This window comes from Nocardioides euryhalodurans (assembly GCF_004564375.1).
Taxonomy (GTDB): Bacteria; Actinomycetota; Actinomycetes; order Propionibacteriales; family Nocardioidaceae; genus Nocardioides; species Nocardioides euryhalodurans.
In genome coordinates this window covers 2,856,118-2,870,933 of the sequence record NZ_CP038267.1, presented here as the reverse complement: position 1 = coordinate 2,870,933, position 14,816 = coordinate 2,856,118, and the positions used below count along the sequence as shown (strand labels likewise).

Below are 14,816 nucleotides of genomic sequence, written 5' to 3'. Positions count from 1 at the left end.
TCGTCGCTCAGCCGCGGGCGTCGGCCAGGGCTCGCAGGAGCCGTCCGGTGGCGGCGTCGGCCGGGAAGAACGTCTCGATCGCGATCTCGTCGAGCGTGACGTCGCGCGGCGAGCCGAAGACCGTGGCCGCATAGAGCAGCGACAGGTCGCCGTACGGCGTGGCCAGCTGGAGCGGTACGACGAGGTCGTGGTCGGCGTCCTCGGAGGGGACCTCGCCGTCGCCGTACCCCTCGAGCTCGGCGAGCAGCTCGCCGAGCCCGTCGGCGGCGGTGCGCTCCAGCTGCCGGCGTACGCGTCGCAGCACGTGGGACCGCCACTGCCCGAGGTTGCGGACCTGGGGCGCCAGGCCGTCGGGGTGCAGCGTCGCGCGCAGGATGTTGACGGGCGCGCGGCCGAGCTCGTCTGGGAGCCCGTCGAGGAAGGCCAGCATCGCGTCGTTGGCCGCGAGCATGTCCCAGCAGACGTTCACGGCGACGGCCGGGTTGGGTTCCATGCCGGTGAGCACCGCGTCGACCGCCTGCCTCGCCGCACCGAGGTCGGCGAACGGCCGCTCGGGGTGGGCCGGCGCGAAGCCGGCAGCGAGGTGGAAGCGGTTGCGTTCGCGCAACGGCACGTCCAGCTCGTCGCAGATCCGCTCGATCATCTCCGGACTCGGTGTGGAGCGTCCGGTCTCGATGTAGCTGAGGTGGCGGGTCGACAGGTCCGCGGCCAGGGAGACGTCGAGCTGGGAGCGACGACGCCGTTCGCGCCACCGCTTCACGAGCAGCCCGACGGTCTCCTCCTGGTCCACGGCGATCGCACTCACGAGGGCAACGATGGCGCGGCCGCCGACGCCGGGCAATGACCTCCGACGTCATTGCAGGGCCCTCTGGCCGGATCCACAGTGGTCGTCGCGCCGCCGTTCCCGGCGGGGCACATACATCCGATCGACAAGGAGATCCACCATGTCCGACACCACCACCCAGGCGCCGACCTCGCCCGGACTGCAGGCCGTCCAGCGGTACGTCGCCTTCTGGAACACCGCCGACCCCGACGAGCAGATCCGTCTCGCGGCGGAGACCTTCACCGACCACGTCCGATCGCACGTCCCCGTGGGCGTGCTGCGCGGGTCCGAGGAGCTGATCGGCTTCCGCAACCGCTTCGCCCAGCACGCGCCCGACTACTCGTTCCGGGCCCGGGTCGAACCCGACGCCCACCACACCCGCGCCCGGCTCCAGTGGGAGCTGCTGACCGGCGGGACCACGTTCGCCACCGGCACCGACGTGCTCGAGCTCGACGGTGCGGGCCGGATCGCGTCGATCACGGGGTTCCTCGACCAGGCGCCGGAGGGGTTCGATCCTGACGCGCCGCACGACTGACCGGGTCGGACCGGAGCGACACGGCGGTTCTCCACAGATCCGATCTCAACCTGTTCCTCGAACATATGTTCGACTAGGATAAGGCATGACAGCGGTGCTCGACCTCCACCCCACGCCCGGCCACCCGGCCACGGCGGTGGCGATCGTGCACGAGGCGCTGGACGGGATCGAGGTCGAGGCGCTGGCGCCCGACCAGTACGCCGCGACCATCGCCGAGCTGGCGCGGGCCCGGTCACGGCTGCACGCGCTGGAGCTGAAGCTGGTGGCCGCGGCGGAGCGGGCGAGGGTGGCCGCGGAGGCCGGGTGCGCGTCGACCGGGGCCTGGCTCTCGCGGCAGACCCGGTCCGGAGGCGCGGCCGCCGCACGGGCGGTCAAGCTCGCCACCGACCTCGACGACCGCCTTCCGGTCACGGCCGAAGCCCTCTCCGACGGAGCCGTGTCCCCCGAGCACGCCTCGGTGATCGCCCACGCCACCTCCCGGCTCCCCGCCGGGCTCACCGGTGACCAGGTCGCCACGGTGGAGGCCTCGTTGGTCGCGAAGGCTCGCCGGGTCGATCCCGTCCAGCTCCGCCGGCTCGCCCGCCGGGCGCTGGCTGCGGTCGAGGAAGACACCTCGGCCGTCGACGCCCACGAGGACGCCCAGCTCAGGGACGAGGAGGCTGTCGCGCTGGCCAGGACGCGACTCACGCTCCACGACAACGGCGACGGCACCACCAGTGGTCACTTCACCGTCCCGACCCTGGCGGCCTCGATCCTGCGCAAGGCCCTCGACGCGATGACCGCTCCGCGCCGGGGCCGACTCGGCGCCACCCGTGCGCAGGCGGGCGACGCACGCGTCGACCGCGACTGGGCCCACGAACGCGGCCTCGCCTTCACCGACCTCCTCGAGCACCTGCCGACCGACCGGCTCCACGGCAAGGTCGCCGCGACCCTCGTGGTCACGCTCGACCTCGACACCCTGCGCGGTCAGCTCAAGGCCGCCGGCCTCGACACCGGCGACCTCGTCTCCGCCGCCGAGGCGCGGCGCCTCGCCTGTCAGGCGGGACTGGTCCCCGCCGTGCTCCGCGGCCAGTCCCAGCCGCTCGACCTCGGACGCTCCAGCCGACTCTTCACCGAGGCGCAGCGGGTCGCCGGCGCCACCCGCCACACCAGCTGCTCCGCCGACGGCTGCGAGGTGCCGTACGCCTGGTGCGAGCTCCACCACCGACGACCCTGGAGCCGCGGCGGCCGGACCGACCAGGCCGACATGGTGCCGCTGTGCGGGTTCCACCACCGGCGGATCCACGACCCCGGCCACCTCCACCAGCGACTGCCCGACGGGTCGGTCCGCTTCTCCCGGCGGACGTAGGAGAGGTATGCGTCCTGACGACTTACTGGCCGACGCGACCGTCGACCCGCTCACGCAGCAGGTCGGCGTGGCCGCAGTGCCGTGCGTACTCCACGACCTGGGCCACGAGCATCTCGCGCATCGACAGGTCCGCGCCGTCCGGGCCCAGGTCGGAGACGCCGGCGTTGTGGACACCGAGGTCGGTGACCCCGTCGAGGAGCCGGTCGGACGCCGCCATCTCGGTCCGCCACTGCTGCCAGGCGTCGTCGACGACGGCGGGGTCGGCGACCGCGCCGTTCCAGTCGCCGTCGCGGTCCTCGGCGGTGCAGTAGAGCTTCGGCGCGTCCTCACCGGCCATCACCCGGCGGAAGTGCCGCTCCCCCTCCGTCAGGTGTCGGACCAGCCCCAGCAGCGACATCGTGGAGGGAGGGGACGACCGGCGAGCCAGCTGCTCGGCGTCGAGGTCGGCGCACTTCAGCTCCAGGGTGAGCCGGTAGTAGCGCAGGTAGTCCAGCAGCACCGCCCGCTCGTCGTCGCTGTCGACCTCGGTCTCCCGCGGGTCGTCGTCCGGGTCCACCCACATGTCCGCGAAGACGGTGGCCTCGGTCCACCGCGTCGCCTCGTTGCCCGTTTCGTCCGCAGGTGTGCTCATGCGCGGATTGTGGACGCTGCCCGACCGCTCGCGACAGCGAATATCCGCCACAGACCAACCCGGGAGCGCGGGCAGGTGATCCCCGCTCGACACCCGCGTCCCGCCGCGACACGATGCCCGCATGCCGACCCGCGACCACGTCCTCGAGGTGCCGCTCGACCACGACCGACCCGACGGACCGACCATCTCGGTCTACGCCCGCGAGGTGGCCGAGCACGGCGGTGAGGACCGGCCGTACCTCGTCTTCCTGCAGGGCGGCCCCGGTTCGGAGAGCCCGCGCCCGAACGCCTTCGAGCAACCCGCCTGGATCGCGCGGGCGTTGCGGGACTTCCGGTTGCTGCTGCTCGACCAGCGCGGGACGGGGCGGTCGACGCCGGTCGGGTCGTACGAGCAGGTCCCCGGCGGGGACGTGCACGCGAAGGCGGCGTACCTCACCCACTTCCGCGCGGACGCGATCGTCCGCGACTGCGAGCTGCTCCGCGAGCACCTCGGGGTCGAGCAGTGGAGCTTGCTCGGCCAGTCGTTCGGCGGCTTCACCGCCACGACCTACCTCTCCCTCGCCGCCGAGAGCCTGGCCGCGGTGCACATCACCGGCGGGCTCCCCGGCATCGGCTTCACCACCGAGGAGATCTACGCCCAGACGTACGTGACGATGCAGGCGAAGTGCGAACGGTTCTACCGCCGCTTCCCCGGCGACCGCGACCGGCTGCGCGCCGCGCTCGACCTCGCCGGGGCCGGCGAGCTGCGGCTCCCGAGCGGCGACGTGCTGACCCCGCGGCTGCTGCGCTCGATCGGCGGCGCGCTCGGGATGGACGGCGGCGAGGAGCGGCTGCACCACCTGCTCGAGCTCGACCCGACCTCGCCGGCGTTCTCCCACGACGTCGCCGCCCAGCTGCCCTTCGGCGCCCGCAACCCGATCTACACCTTCCTCCACGAGTCGTGCTGCGCGGACGGCCAGGCCACCCGCTGGGCCGCGCACCAGGTCCGGCCCGCGGCGTACGACGAGGACGAGACGCTGCTGAGCGGCGAGCACATCGCCCCGTGGCACTTCGAGGATTGCCCCGACCTGCGCCAGTACGCCGAGCTGGCCGAGGTGCTGGCCGCGCACGAGTGGCCGCGGCTCTACGACGAGCAGGCACTGCGTCAGGCCGACGTCCCGGTCGCGGCGTGCGTCTACTACGACGACGCGTTCGTCGACCGCGAGATGTCGCTGCGGACCGCGGCGCTGCTCCCGCGGGTGGACACCTGGATCACCAACGAGCACGAGCACAGCGGCCTGCGGACCTCCGGGGAGCGGGTGCTCGACCGGCTGATCGGGCTGGCGCGGGAGGTGTGATCCCTGCCCGGGCTCGATAGTCCGCCGCCCGATGCGTCACCGGAGCCCGGGAAGAGACGCATCCGGCGGCGGACTATCGACCTAGCGCAACACCAGCCCGTTCTCGTCGGCGTCCACGGTGACGCTGCCGCCGTCGGTCACCTCGCCGGCGATCAGCTGCCGCGCGAGCGGGTCGCCGATGGCGGTCTGGATCAGGCGGCGCAGCGGCCGGGCGCCGTACGCCGGGTCGTAGCCGGTCTCGGCGAGCCAGCGCTTCGCGGCGTCGGTCACCTCGATCGTGATCCGCCGGACCGCCAGCCGCTTCCCGAGCAGCGCGAGCTGCAGGTCGACGATGTGGGTGAGGTCGTCCTTGGAGAGCGCCTCGAAGACCACGATCTCGTCGAGCCGGTTGAGGAACTCCGGCTTGAAGCTCGACCGCACCACGCCCATCACCGACTCGCGCTTCTTGTCGGGGTCGAGCGTCGGGTCGACGAGGTACGCCGAGCCGAGGTTGCTCGTCAGGATCAGCAGCGTGTTGCGGAAGTCGACCGTCCGCCCCTGCCCATCGGTGAGCCGGCCGTCGTCGAGCACCTGCAGCAGGATGTCGAAGACCTCCGGGTGCGCCTTCTCAACCTCGTCGAGCAGCACCACGCTGTAGGGGCGCCGGCGCACGGCCTCGGTCAGCTGGCCGCCCTCGTCGTAGCCGACGTAGCCCGGAGGGGCACCGACCAGGCGCGAGACCGAGTGCTTCTCGGAGTACTCGCTCATGTCGATCCGGACGATCGCCCGCTCGTCGTCGAACAGGAAGTCGGCCAGCGACTTGGCCAGCTCGGTCTTACCGGTGCCGGTCGGGCCGAGGAAGAGGAACGAGCCCGTCGGGCGGTTCGGGTCCGAGATGCCGGCCCGCGACCGACGTACGGCGTCGGAGACGGCGTTGACGGCCGCGCGCTGCCCGACCAGCCGCTCCCCCAGCACCGACTCCATCTCAAGCAGCTTGGCGGTCTCGCCCTGCAGCATCCGGCCGGTGGGGATCCCGGTCCACGCCTCGACGACCTCGGCGATCTGCTCGGCCCCGACCTCCTCACCGACCAGCGGCTCGAGGTCGACCGCCTCGGCCCGCTCGGTGTCCTCGATGCGGTGCATCAGCTCCTGCTTGAGCGCCCCGATCTCGGAGAGCCGCTTGAGCATCGGGATCCGCTCGACCTCCGAGATGCCGGCCTGCAGGCCGCTCTCGAGCTGGCGCTGCTCGGTGGACAGGGCGTCGACCTGCTTGCGCAGCTCGCCCTCCCCCTCCAGCAGCGAGCGCTCCCGCTCCCACCGCGCCTCGAGCCCGCGCAGCTCCTCCTCGTGGTCGGCGAGGTCACGGCGCAGCACCTCGAGCCGCTCCACGGAGGCGTCGTCGGACTCCTTCTCGAGCGCGAACTCCTCCATCTTGAGCCGGTCGACCTGCCGCCGGAGCTGGTCGATCTCCTCGGGCGAGGACTCGTGCTCCATCCGCAGCCGCGAGGACGCCTCGTCGATCAGGTCGATCGCCTTGTCGGGCAGCTGCCGGCCGGAGATGTAGCGGTCGCTCAGCGTCGCCGCAGCAACCAGCGCGGCGTCGGTGATCCGCACGCCGTGGTGGGCCTCGTACTTCTCCTGGATGCCGCGCAGGATCTGGATGGTGTCCTCGACGCTCGGCTCGCCGACGAAGACCTGCTGGAAGCGGCGCTCGAGCGCGGGGTCCTTCTCGATCCGCTCGCGGTACTCGTCGAGCGTGGTCGCGCCGATCATGTGGAGCTCGCCGCGGGCCAGCATCGGCTTGAGCATGTTGCCGGCGTCCATCGCGGAGTCGCCGCCGGCGCCCGCGCCGACGACCGTGTGGAGCTCGTCGATGAAGGTGATGACCTGCCCGCCGGCGTCCTTGATCTCCTCGAGCACGGCCTTGAGCCGCTCCTCGAACTCGCCGCGGTACTTCGCGCCTGCCACCATCGCGGCCAGGTCGAGGCTGAGCACCCGCCGGCCCTTGAGGCTGTCGGGCACGTCGCCGGCGACGACGCGCTGCGCGAGGCCCTCGACGACCGCGGTCTTGCCGACGCCGGGCTCGCCGATGAGGACCGGGTTGTTCTTCGTACGCCGGGAGAGCACCTGCACCACCCGGCGGATCTCGGCGTCCCGCCCGATCACGGGGTCGAGCCGGCCGTCCTCGGCCGCACTGGTGAGGTCGACCGAGTACTTCTCCAGGGCCTCGTACGTCGACTCCGCGTCCTGGCTCGTGACGCGCCGGTTGCCGCGCACCGCCGTGAGCCCCTCGCGGAGCCCGTCGGCACTGAGGCCCACCTCGGTGAGCAGCTGGCGGGCCGGGGACTCGATGGTCGCCAGCGCGATGAGCAGGTGCTCGGTGGCGACGTACTCGTCCTTCATCGAGGAGGCGAGGTCGATCGCGGAGGCGAGGACCCGCGTGAGCGAGGCGGACGCGGCCGGCTGCTGCACGGTCGTGCCGCTGGCGCGCGGAAGCTGCTGGACGGCCTTCTCGACGCGCGCACCCAGGGCGGCCGCGTCGACCCCGGCCTTCCCGACCAGGTTGCGGGCGGTCCCGTCCTCCTGGCGCAGCAGCGCGGCCAGCAGGTGGACCGGCTCGGTCGTCGTGTTGCCCGCGGTCGTCGCCGCCAGCTGGGCGGCCTCGATGACCTCACGGCTGCGGGTGGTGAACTTCTCTGCTCCGAACTGGCTCAACGTGCCCCTCCTGGCTCTTTGGCACCTCGTGGTCCCGTCGATCACAACGCTCACAAAGTTGAGTCTGTTCCACTCAACTTTCGCTTTTACCGACCGGTCCGCCCAGTCTCACCCGTGGCGGCGCCCTCCACGGCTAGGATCCTCCTCTGACGAGGGGAGGGCGACCATGGCACTCGGAAAGCTGTTCGGGAAGGGCCGGAAGGCGGAGACGGAGACCGTCGAGCCGGAGCCGGAGCCGGTGGCCCCTGCCCTCAAGGTCGTCATCGTCGACGACGACCCCGACGCGCGCGACTTCATCCGGATGGGGCTCGAGGTCGGCGGCTTCGACGTCGTCGGCGAGGGCGGTGACGGCGCCTCGGCGGTGCAGGCGGTCCGCGAGGGCGAGCCCGACCTGGTCCTGCTCGACCTGCACATGCCCGACATCGGCGGCATCGAGCTGCTGCCCCAGCTGCGCGAGGCGCACCGTCCGGCCCGGTTCGTCGTCGTCTCCGCGATCGGCGCGACCCACATGGTCGAGGCCGCGATCGAGGCCGGCGCCGTCGGCTTCATCGAGAAGGGCGTCTCGCCCCGCAGCGTGAACCTCCACCTGCACAAGGTCGCCTCGATGGGCGCGGTCAAGGTGGTGCGGCCGTACCCGCTCAACAGCGAGTACCCCTAGCACGGTTATTTCCCATGAGGTGTGGGTTGCTGCACACCTCGCCCGGCAGGTCGAGCGTGAGAGGCGGGCACTCTCCAACATCACATGGGATATGCCCGCCCACGACCTCACCCCACCGACCCCGGACCACCCGGTGGTCCGTCGTCGGCCAGCAGCACCGCCTCGCAGAAGTCCACGCCGAACGGCGTCAGGTGGATGCTGCGCCGCAGCACCTTGGTGAAGCGCTGGGCGTGCATCGCCTCGAGCACGTCGGGCTGCGCCTCCAGCACCTGGTACTCCATCGGGTCGTCGAGCTGCTCCCGCGAGAACCACACCAGCCCGAGCCGGTGCAGGTTGTCGAGGTACGCCGGCACGCGGTCGACGTGACGCAACCCGGCCCGCGCGCCGACCATCGTCAACCCCGGCGCGATCAGCTGGCTGTGGACCCGCCCGACGGGGCCGCCGCTGCGGACGTCGACGCTGGGCTGCGGCCCGGAGCGGGCGAGCAGCACCAGCACCCGCGCCTCGTCCGGGGCGAGCTCCTCGAGGATCCGGGCGTACGCCGGGTGCTCCTGCTGGTCGTCCCACACGTCCCGCGAACGCGCCAGCAGCTCGGCTCCTCGCTTGCGCAGGGAGCCGTCGCGGCGCTCGTCGACCTCGCCGGCGACGACCTGCGCCTCCTCGACCTCCACCGCACGGGCCAGCGCCTGCGGCACCGGCGTGCCGCCCGCCACGGCCCGGGCCAGGTCGAGCACGGTCGCCACCGTGACGCCCAGCTCCTGGGCGAGGGCGGCCGCGGCGGCCGGGTCGCGCAGCGCCTGCAGCAGCCGGCGGCTCAGTCGCAGCGTGGTGAGCAGCCCCCACCGGGTCGCGTTGAGCCCGGTGGCCGCCGCGATCCGGGTCAGACCGGGCAGGGCGCCCACCACCGCGCCGGGCCGCGGCAGCGCCGGCACCGGGGACGGGACGGTCGCCGGCACGACGTGGTCGTCCGGGACGTCCTCGCCCGGGTCCGGGTCCACTGCCTCTGTCATCCGCCACCTACTCCGAAGATCCACAAGTGCAGCACACCGCCGCCGAAGCCCATGATCGCGCCATGGGCGTAGAGCATCCACTCGTCCTCCCGGATCGCGGCCCGCATCATCTCCACGAAGTCGCGCGGCGGGAGCTCCCGGGTCCGCGTGGCGACCAGGGCCCGGATCTTGTCGGCCTGCTCGCGGCTGAAGTCCTTGTCGCGGAACGGAGTCATCGTGTACTCGACGCCCTCGCGGGCGATCGCCGCCCGGATCGCGTCGTAGCGGCCGCGGCCGAGCGCCACCCGTACGGCGGGCCGGGCGACCCCGGCGGCGCGGTCGATCGCCGGACCGAGGGCGACCGCCAGCATCTGCCGGGTCCGGTCGCCCCGCGGCCCGTTGAGGAGGAAGTCGCCGATGTTCTCGAGGGTGATGACGTCCTCGGCGATGATCGCGGCGTACACCTCGGCGGCCTCGCGCTGGCGACGCGGGAAGAGGCCGTGCACCTTGACGCCCCACACCCGCCGTGGCTCCGGCGGCTCGAAGATCAGCCACATGCCGAGCGCGTTGGTGGCCCAGCCGACGACGACCCCGAGCACCGGCAGCAGCCACCACTGGTGGAGGGTGAGGTCGAGCACGGCCACGGGGATGCCGAGCAGGAAGCCGAAGATCCCTCCGAACCGGACCATCAGGTCGAGCTCGCGCTGGCCGAAGTCGCGGAAGATCCGGACCACCAGCGCGGGGTCGGCCCGGAAGTGCTCGATCACCATGATCTTGGGGTCGAGCAGCTGGTCGATGTGGTTGCCGATCTCGGTGGTGATGCTCCGGACCACGCCGGGGAGCTGCTCACGGACGCGGCCGATCACCGCCCGTCGGCCTGCCGGGGGCAGGTCCCGCCAGAGCGCGGGGTGCTCGGCCTGCATCACCTCGTCGATCAGCGCGGGGAGCTCGGGGCTGAAGATCTCGACGATGTGCTCGGCGATCCGGTCCGGCTCCAGCTGCTGGTAGAACTCGGCCGGCGTCCCGAGCTTGGAGATGGCCTTGTCGACGGCGATCGAGCCCATCTTGGCGGCCCGCGCGGGGATGATCCCCTGCCAGCCGAGGCCGCCCTGCATCACGCCGGGCACCTCCTGCAGCTTGTGCGGGAGGACCGAGGACAGCGCGCGCAGCCCGGGGAAGGTGACGCCCCGGAAGCGGACAGGGCTGAAGAGCATGACCAGTCCGGTCCAGTTGATCAGCCACCCGATGACGCCGGTGAAGACGGGGATCGACCAGAACGCGAGCCAGTCGACCTCGGCGAGCCACTCGCTCGACGTCCTCACCCCCTCCGGCTGATCGGTGTGCAGAGCGTAACGACCGCGCGAGGAGGTGGACACGGCCTAGCATGGGGTGATGCGCGAGCCGGAGCTGGTGGCCGACTGCAGCCGCTGCTTCGGACTCTGCTGCGTGCTCCTCCCCTTCAGCCGCGCCGGCGGGTTCGGTGCCGACAAGGACAGCGGCGACCCCTGCCACCACCTCGACCCGCACGACCGCTGCGGCATCCACGACCGGCTCCGCGAGGACGGCTGGCCGGGCTGCACGGCCTTCGACTGCTTCGGTGCCGGGCAGCACGTCTCCCAGGTGACGTACGCCGGCACGTCGTGGCGTGAGCACGACAACCTCGGCGAGATGGCGGCGGTGCTGTCGGTGGTCCGGCAGCTGCACGAGATGCTCGCCCACCTGACCGAGGTGCAGCGACGGGCCCCGCACGCCGGCGCGGCGGCGGTGCGCGAGGAGCTGCTCGCCCTCACCCACACCGACCCGGTGACGCTGCTCAGCGCCGACCTCGACGAGGTCCGGAGCCGGGTGAGCCCGGTGCTGCGCGACGCCACGAGGCGGCTCCACGGCCCGGGTCGTCCGATGCCCGACGACCTCGCCGGCGCCGACCTGCGGTCGAAGGACCTGGTCCGGGCCGACCTGCGCGGCTCGCTGCTGATCGCGGCCGACCTCCGGGGGGTCGACCTCGCCCGCGCCGACCTGCTCGGGGCGGACCTCCGCGACGCCGACGTCCGGGGGGCCAGGCTCGCGGACTCCTGGTTCCTCACCCAGGCTCAGCTCAACACCACCCGAGGCGACCTCGCCACGACGCTGCCTGACCACCTGGCCCGGCCCGCTCACTGGCAGGCGTAGCCGGCGACCCTGCGCGCGAGCAGCGTGCGGGCTGCGTCGGGAGCGACCGGCCGGGCCTCCGGGAGCAACCACGTGCCCTCGGGCCCCGACCGCACCGAGGTCCGCTGCGGCGGACCGGCGCCACGGCGACCGAGCAGCACCGTGACGAGCAGGCTGCGGTCCGCCGGCTCCGGCGGCGCACCTGTCCCGGGGGCCGCGTCGGGGACCACGGCGGCCGCGACGACGAGGTCGGCGAGGTCCTCGCCGCGGGCCAGGGCACACCGGCTGCCACCGGCGGCGTCGACCTCCTCGAGCAGCACCACGTCCTCCACGACGTGGGCGAGCCACGTGTCGCTGCCGCCCCCGGCGGTCCGGACCAGCGAGACCCGCAGCCGGGCGGCGTCGCGCAGCGCCGCCACCTCCGGGGCCGCCGCGTCGACGGGGACCGCCTCGGTGCCCATCAGAAGAGGTCCCCGAGCGCGTCGAGCCGGTCGCGCGCCCAGGCGACGGACTCCTGGACCTCGCCCGCCGCCCCGACCGCCTGCTCCCCCGCCCAGACCGTGACGTCCTCCGCGGCCGCCTCGACCTGGTCCCAGTGGTCGGCGACATAGGTGCCGGCCTGCCACGCGCCGTACGCGAGCACGGCCGCACCGCCGGCGACCACGACCCCGGGCGCCAGCACCGGCGCCAGCATCACGGCCCCCGCCCCCGCCGCGCCGGCCAGGCCGAGCCCGCGGGTCGCCCACCCGCGGGCCCCGTCGTGGCCACCGCCGCTGGCGGCGTCCTGGACTCCGTTGACGACGGTGAGGGGCAGGAACACCTTGCCCATGGCCTTGCCGAGCGGTCGGCTCCGGCTCCCCTCGCCGAAGGACCGCAGCGCAGCGGCCGCCTCGGACGACCCCGCCGCCCCGACGCGGGCCAGCGAGCCGTAGGCCGTGAGCGACCGGCCCCTGGCGACCATCCCCAGCACAGCCCGCGCGGTCTGGCCGGCGACCACCGCACCTCCGACCGTGCCGAGGGCCGCGACCGGGTCACCGAGCTCCAGCGTCCGCGCCACGTGGGCCCGCATGGCGGACTCCGGCGTCTGGTGCAGCGGCAGCGCCACGAGGGCGTCCGCGAGGCGCTCGTCGACGGCCGCGACCTCGTCCAGGCACCGGTGTACGTCGGCCTCGGCGGCCACGCGCCTGGTCTCGACCAGCGCCGCGGCCTCGACCCGCTCGGGCAGCTCGGACGGCGGCGGGACCAGGGCGCCGTCCGGCCGTGGGGCCGGCGGGCTCGTCACCTCGCCGTCCGGCCCGACGACGAACCCCTGCTCGCGAGCCCGCGCCACCGTGTCGAGCAGCCGCGACCGCGCCGCGGCGAGCTCGGCCGCCCCCGACCTGAGGGTCGACGCGGCCGCCCCGAGGTCGTCGGCGAGTTCCACCCCCACCCGCGCCTCCTGCTCGGCCCGCGACCCTGCCGTCGTCGCCCAGGCGCCGCCGCCGACCGCCATCGCCTCGTCGAGGTGACGGCGTACGGAGGCCGCCTCGAGCGCGACCACCTCCGCGGCCCGGTCGAGCTCGTCGGCCGCCACCAGGAGGGGCTCGGTCCGCCACGCCTCGACCTGGTCGAGCGCGGGCGCGCTCACGGGGATCCTCCGCCGGGGAACCGGTCGGCGACCACGCCGTCGGTCACGGCCGCGTCACGGGCCACCAGGCGGGCGCTCTCGCAGAGCTCGACGAGGTGACCTGCCCAGACCTCGAGCGAGGCCTCCGCCCGGCTGCCGAGCCACCGGCAGCCCTCGACGGATGCGGACCCCGGCAGCGCCGCGGCCACGTCGCCGAGCGCCCCGGACACCTCCAGCCGGCTCACCGCGCCGGCCGCGTCGGCGATCCGGGCGGCGGCGTCGGTGAGGACGAGGGGGTCGACGGCGAACATGCCCCAGTCCTACCTGCTCGCGGCCGCCGTCACACCCGCCCCTCCACAGGCCTGCCCACCGCCGGGTCTCGAGGCTCGGCCGTGGCCGGCCTCGCACCTCGCCCTCCGGTCCCAGGCGGGAGCGGGATCAGAAGCCGCGGCGCCAGACCACGACGGACTGCCCGGGGTCGGGCGGTCGCAGCACCGGGAGCCGGTCGGCGGGCGCCCGGGTCGCCAGCGTGCGGCGGAGCGCCTCGCGCGTCGCCTCGAGCTCGGCGACGAGCTCGGCGTTGCGGGACTGCAGTGCCTCGAGCTGGTTCTCCAGCTGCAGCAGCCGGCGTACCCCCTCGACGCCGACGCCGGCGGAGGTCAGCTCGGCGATGGAGCGCAGCCGCTCGACGTCGCGGTGGGAGTAGCGGCGCCCGCCGCCGACGGTGCGGCCCGGCGTGATCAGGCCCATCCGCTCGTAGGCGCGCAGCGTCTGCGGGTGCAGCCCGGAGAGCTCCGCGGCGACACTGATGACGTACACGGCGACCTCGGGGCCGGGCGCCTGGAACTGGGTCACGAGCCGGCGTCCCCGAACAGGTTGGCGCGGAGCCGGGAGCCGGACGTCGCCCGGCGGTAGGCCTCGACAGCCTCACGGGCGGCGGGGTCGAGCACGGCCGGTACCTGCACCTCGACGGTGGCCAGCAGGTCGCCGACGGTGCCGTCGTTGCGCCGCGCCCCCTTGCCGCGGACCCGGAAGGTGCGGCCGTTGGGGGTGCCGGCGGGGAGCTTGAGGGTGACCGGCGTGCCGGTGAGCGTCGGGACCTTGATCTCGGCGCCGAGGGCGGCCTCGTCGAACGAGACCGGGACGTCGAGGGTGAGGTTGTCGCCCTTGCGCCCGAAGGTCCGGTGGGGACGGACCTTGACGGTCACGAACAGGTCGCCGGCCGGGCCGCCGCTCTCGCCGGCCGCGCCCTTGCCCTTGAGCCGGATCTTCTGGCCGTCCTTCACCCCGGCCGGGATCCGGGCCTGGATGGTGCGTGCCGACATCCCGCGCCCGGAGCCCTGGCAGGTCGGGCACGGCTGGTCGTAGACCAGCTGGCGACCGCCGCACGCGGGGCACGTCTCGTTCATCGAGAACGCGCCGCCGGTGGAGACGACGACGAAGCCCGCGCCCTCGCACTCGGTGCAGATGTGGGGCGTGGTGCCGGGCTTGCCGCCGGTGCCCGAGCAGTCGGGACAGGGGGCGTCGGAGGTGAGCCGCAGCGAGATCGTGACGCCCTCGAGGGCCTCGGTGAAGCCGATCGTGGCGGTGGTCTCGACGTCGGCGCCGCGCCGCGCCCGCGGCTGGGCGGAGGTGCGTGCCCGACCACCGCCGAAGAGGTCGCCGAACATGTCGCCCAGCCCGCCGCCGGACCGCGCCCGGTCGCCGAAGAGGTCGCTGACGTCGAAGCCCCCCTGGCCGGCGTCGTAGCCGCCCCGTGGGAAGCCGAAGCCCCCCGAGGCGTACGCCGCCCGCACCTCGTCGTACTTGGTGCGCTTGTCGGGGTCACCGACGACGTCGTAGGCCTCGGCGACCTCCTTGAATCTGGCGTGCTTGGCCCTGCTGTCGGGGGAGTCGCCGGGGTTGGAGTCGGGGTGGTTCTCGCGCGCGAGGGTGCGGTACGCCTTCTTGATGTCGGCCGCGCTCGCGTCCTTGGGCACGCCGAGGACCTGGTAGAAGTCCTTGGTCGCCCAGTCAGGGCGTACGCCCTCGCTCGTGCTCACCTCACC

15 protein-coding genes are annotated in these 14,816 nt (G+C 73.5%); 5 read left to right on the top strand and 10 right to left on the bottom strand.

Annotation, left to right across the window (positions count from 1 at the left end; all coding sequences use genetic code 11):
- Window positions 1-7: 7 nt before the first annotated feature.
- Complete coding sequence (locus EXE57_RS13715; protein WP_244246836.1) at window positions 8-805, bottom strand: helix-turn-helix domain-containing protein; 798 nt, start codon at window positions 803-805, stop codon at window positions 8-10.
- A gap of 139 nt (window positions 806-944) precedes the next feature.
- Here EXE57_RS13715 and EXE57_RS13710 point away from each other — a divergent pair, with 139 nt between their 5' ends.
- Together EXE57_RS13710 and EXE57_RS13705 are read left to right on the top strand one after the other, a co-directional pair.
- Window positions 945-1,358: a nuclear transport factor 2 family protein gene (locus EXE57_RS13710; RefSeq protein WP_135078387.1), complete on the top strand. Its 414-nt coding sequence runs from the start codon at window positions 945-947 to the stop codon at window positions 1,356-1,358.
- An 85-nt stretch (window positions 1,359-1,443) separates the two neighbouring features.
- On the top strand, window positions 1,444-2,706 hold the full coding sequence (locus tag EXE57_RS13705; protein WP_135078385.1) for an HNH endonuclease signature motif containing protein: 1,263 nt from the start codon (window positions 1,444-1,446) through the stop codon (window positions 2,704-2,706).
- Window positions 2,707-2,728: 22 nt separating this feature from the next.
- Here the strand turns inward: EXE57_RS13705 and EXE57_RS13700 are convergent, their stop codons facing one another.
- A complete protein-coding gene (locus EXE57_RS13700) occupies window positions 2,729-3,337 on the bottom strand; it encodes a DinB family protein (protein ID WP_208542854.1) in 609 nt (202 codons plus the stop codon).
- Window positions 3,338-3,458: 121 nt separating this feature from the next.
- On the opposite strand from EXE57_RS13700, the gene EXE57_RS13695 reads away from it, so the two are divergent.
- The gene (locus EXE57_RS13695) at window positions 3,459-4,673 is read left to right on the top strand and encodes an alpha/beta fold hydrolase (RefSeq protein WP_135078383.1); all 1,215 of its coding nucleotides are present in this window, start codon (window positions 3,459-3,461) and stop codon (window positions 4,671-4,673) included.
- Window positions 4,674-4,754: 81 nt separating this feature from the next.
- Here the strand turns inward: EXE57_RS13695 and clpB are convergent, their stop codons facing one another.
- On the bottom strand, window positions 4,755-7,367 hold the full coding sequence (clpB, locus tag EXE57_RS13690; RefSeq protein WP_135078381.1) for an ATP-dependent chaperone ClpB: 2,613 nt from the start codon (window positions 7,365-7,367) through the stop codon (window positions 4,755-4,757).
- 166 nt (window positions 7,368-7,533) lie between these two features.
- Here clpB and EXE57_RS13685 point away from each other — a divergent pair, with 166 nt between their 5' ends.
- Complete coding sequence (locus tag EXE57_RS13685) at window positions 7,534-8,025, top strand: response regulator transcription factor (protein ID WP_167305909.1); 492 nt, start codon at window positions 7,534-7,536, stop codon at window positions 8,023-8,025.
- Between the two features lie 107 nt (window positions 8,026-8,132).
- Here the strand turns inward: EXE57_RS13685 and EXE57_RS19985 are convergent, their stop codons facing one another.
- Window positions 8,133-9,035: an Abi-alpha family protein gene (locus EXE57_RS19985; RefSeq protein WP_208542853.1), complete on the bottom strand. Its 903-nt coding sequence runs from the start codon at window positions 9,033-9,035 to the stop codon at window positions 8,133-8,135.
- Window positions 9,032-10,336 (bottom strand): DUF445 domain-containing protein, encoded by a 1,305-nt coding sequence (locus tag EXE57_RS13675; protein WP_244246835.1) that lies wholly within the window; start codon window positions 10,334-10,336, stop codon window positions 9,032-9,034. Before EXE57_RS13675 ends, EXE57_RS19985 begins: the two co-directional genes overlap by 4 nt.
- 70 nt (window positions 10,337-10,406) lie before the next feature.
- Here EXE57_RS13675 and EXE57_RS13670 point away from each other — a divergent pair, with 70 nt between their 5' ends.
- Window positions 10,407-11,183 carry a pentapeptide repeat-containing protein gene (locus tag EXE57_RS13670; RefSeq protein ID WP_135078377.1) on the top strand — a complete coding sequence of 259 codons (777 nt, stop codon included), beginning with the start codon at window positions 10,407-10,409 and terminating at the stop codon, window positions 11,181-11,183.
- Here EXE57_RS13670 and EXE57_RS13665 read toward each other — a convergent pair.
- The 5 genes from EXE57_RS13665 to dnaJ all read right to left on the bottom strand — a co-directional run bounded on the left by EXE57_RS13665 (window position 11,168) and on the right by dnaJ (window position 14,810).
- Window positions 11,168-11,623: a hypothetical protein gene (locus tag EXE57_RS13665; protein ID WP_135078375.1), complete on the bottom strand. Its 456-nt coding sequence runs from the start codon at window positions 11,621-11,623 to the stop codon at window positions 11,168-11,170. The two genes, EXE57_RS13670 and EXE57_RS13665, sit on opposite strands and share 16 nt — an antisense overlap.
- Window positions 11,623-12,789 (bottom strand): hypothetical protein, encoded by a 1,167-nt coding sequence (locus EXE57_RS13660; RefSeq protein ID WP_135078373.1) that lies wholly within the window; start codon window positions 12,787-12,789, stop codon window positions 11,623-11,625. The genes EXE57_RS13665 and EXE57_RS13660 overlap by 1 nt, the downstream gene beginning before the upstream one ends.
- Complete coding sequence (locus tag EXE57_RS13655) at window positions 12,786-13,079, bottom strand: hypothetical protein (RefSeq protein WP_135078371.1); 294 nt, start codon at window positions 13,077-13,079, stop codon at window positions 12,786-12,788. The genes EXE57_RS13660 and EXE57_RS13655 overlap by 4 nt, the downstream gene beginning before the upstream one ends.
- Window positions 13,080-13,206: 127 nt before the next feature.
- Window positions 13,207-13,623, bottom strand: coding sequence for a heat shock protein transcriptional repressor HspR (locus EXE57_RS13650; protein ID WP_135078369.1), 417 nt, complete (start codon window positions 13,621-13,623; stop codon window positions 13,207-13,209).
- Window positions 13,620-14,810, bottom strand: a complete 1,191-nt coding sequence (gene dnaJ, locus EXE57_RS13645) for a molecular chaperone DnaJ (protein ID WP_135078367.1) — start codon at window positions 14,808-14,810, stop codon at window positions 13,620-13,622. Before dnaJ ends, EXE57_RS13650 begins: the two co-directional genes overlap by 4 nt.
- Between the last annotated feature and the right edge of the window lie 6 nt (window positions 14,811-14,816).

What these genes read in the sequence shown, in the direction of transcription:
- EXE57_RS13700 (WP_208542854.1), bottom strand. Translation starts at nt 3,337, where the DNA reads ATGAGCACACCTGCGGACGAAACGGGCAACGAGGCGACGCGGTGGACC.
- EXE57_RS13705 (WP_135078385.1), top strand. Translation starts at nt 1,444, where the DNA reads ATGACAGCGGTGCTCGACCTCCACCCCACGCCCGGCCACCCGGCCACG.
- EXE57_RS13665 (WP_135078375.1), bottom strand. Translation starts at nt 11,623, where the DNA reads ATGGGCACCGAGGCGGTCCCCGTCGACGCGGCGGCCCCGGAGGTGGCG.
- EXE57_RS13655 (WP_135078371.1), bottom strand. Translation starts at nt 13,079, where the DNA reads ATGTTCGCCGTCGACCCCCTCGTCCTCACCGACGCCGCCGCCCGGATC.
- EXE57_RS13710 (WP_135078387.1), top strand. Translation starts at nt 945, where the DNA reads ATGTCCGACACCACCACCCAGGCGCCGACCTCGCCCGGACTGCAGGCC.
- EXE57_RS13685 (WP_167305909.1), top strand. Translation starts at nt 7,534, where the DNA reads ATGGCACTCGGAAAGCTGTTCGGGAAGGGCCGGAAGGCGGAGACGGAG.
- EXE57_RS13695 (WP_135078383.1), top strand. Translation starts at nt 3,459, where the DNA reads ATGCCGACCCGCGACCACGTCCTCGAGGTGCCGCTCGACCACGACCGA.
- EXE57_RS19985 (WP_208542853.1), bottom strand. Translation starts at nt 9,035, where the DNA reads ATGACAGAGGCAGTGGACCCGGACCCGGGCGAGGACGTCCCGGACGAC.
- EXE57_RS13670 (WP_135078377.1), top strand. Translation starts at nt 10,407, where the DNA reads ATGCGCGAGCCGGAGCTGGTGGCCGACTGCAGCCGCTGCTTCGGACTC.